General features: G+C 43.6%; 1 protein-coding gene. It reads left to right on the forward strand.

Annotation, left to right across the window (positions count from 1 at the left end; genetic code table 11):
• The coding region (locus tag ACFIMA_RS09885) for a lysozyme (RefSeq protein WP_375693469.1) at positions 1 to 507 on the forward strand (507 nt) is incomplete at its 5' end.
• Positions 508 to 663 lie beyond the last annotated feature (156 nt).

Below are 663 nucleotides of genomic sequence, written 5' to 3' on the forward strand. Positions count from 1 at the left end.
GAAAAGCAAGCAGAAGAACTTCTTTGCCAAGACTTAAGACAATTTGAAAATGTCGTTGAACGCGCTGTTACAGTTTCATTAACAGATGAACAATTCGCGGCGTTAGTGTCGTTTTGCTATAATGTAGGAACAGGAGCCTTTTGTAACTCGACACTGTTAAAAAAGCTCAATCAAGGTGAATATGAAGCTGTCCCTGCCGAGCTACAGAAATGGACCAAAGCAGGCGGAAAGCGTCTTGAAGGTCTCGCACACCGGCGTGCGGCAGAAACAGGCTTATGGGCAAAAGGGGCTTATGTTTCCTCCAATTATCAAACAGTAGAAACGCAAGCATCAACGGGGGTTTTCAAAGCAGAAGCACTTGCACCGATTATTGGTTCTTTTTCTGGGCTTGGTGGTTTGTTAGCAGGCAATGGACCCATCCAATGGGCTTTGGCAACCATTATGGTTTTAGCCGCATGTGCTGGTATTTTCTTTGTTGCTAAACGCTTTCAGGAGCATCGTCTATGATCTTATGGATGAAAAGAAATCTGATGCTAACAGGCGCGGCTTTAGCCGCTTTTTTTATGATTTTAGCAAGAGCTTTTAATCTTGGGAAAAAAGCAGAGCAACAAAAGCAAACAGAAAAAGCTTTAAAAGCAGCCACAACACGTCTGGAGGTGGAAA

Origin of the sequence: Bartonella sp. AP88HLJMH, from assembly GCF_042195605.1 — a bacterium.
Taxonomy (GTDB): domain Bacteria; phylum Pseudomonadota; class Alphaproteobacteria; order Rhizobiales; family Rhizobiaceae; genus Bartonella.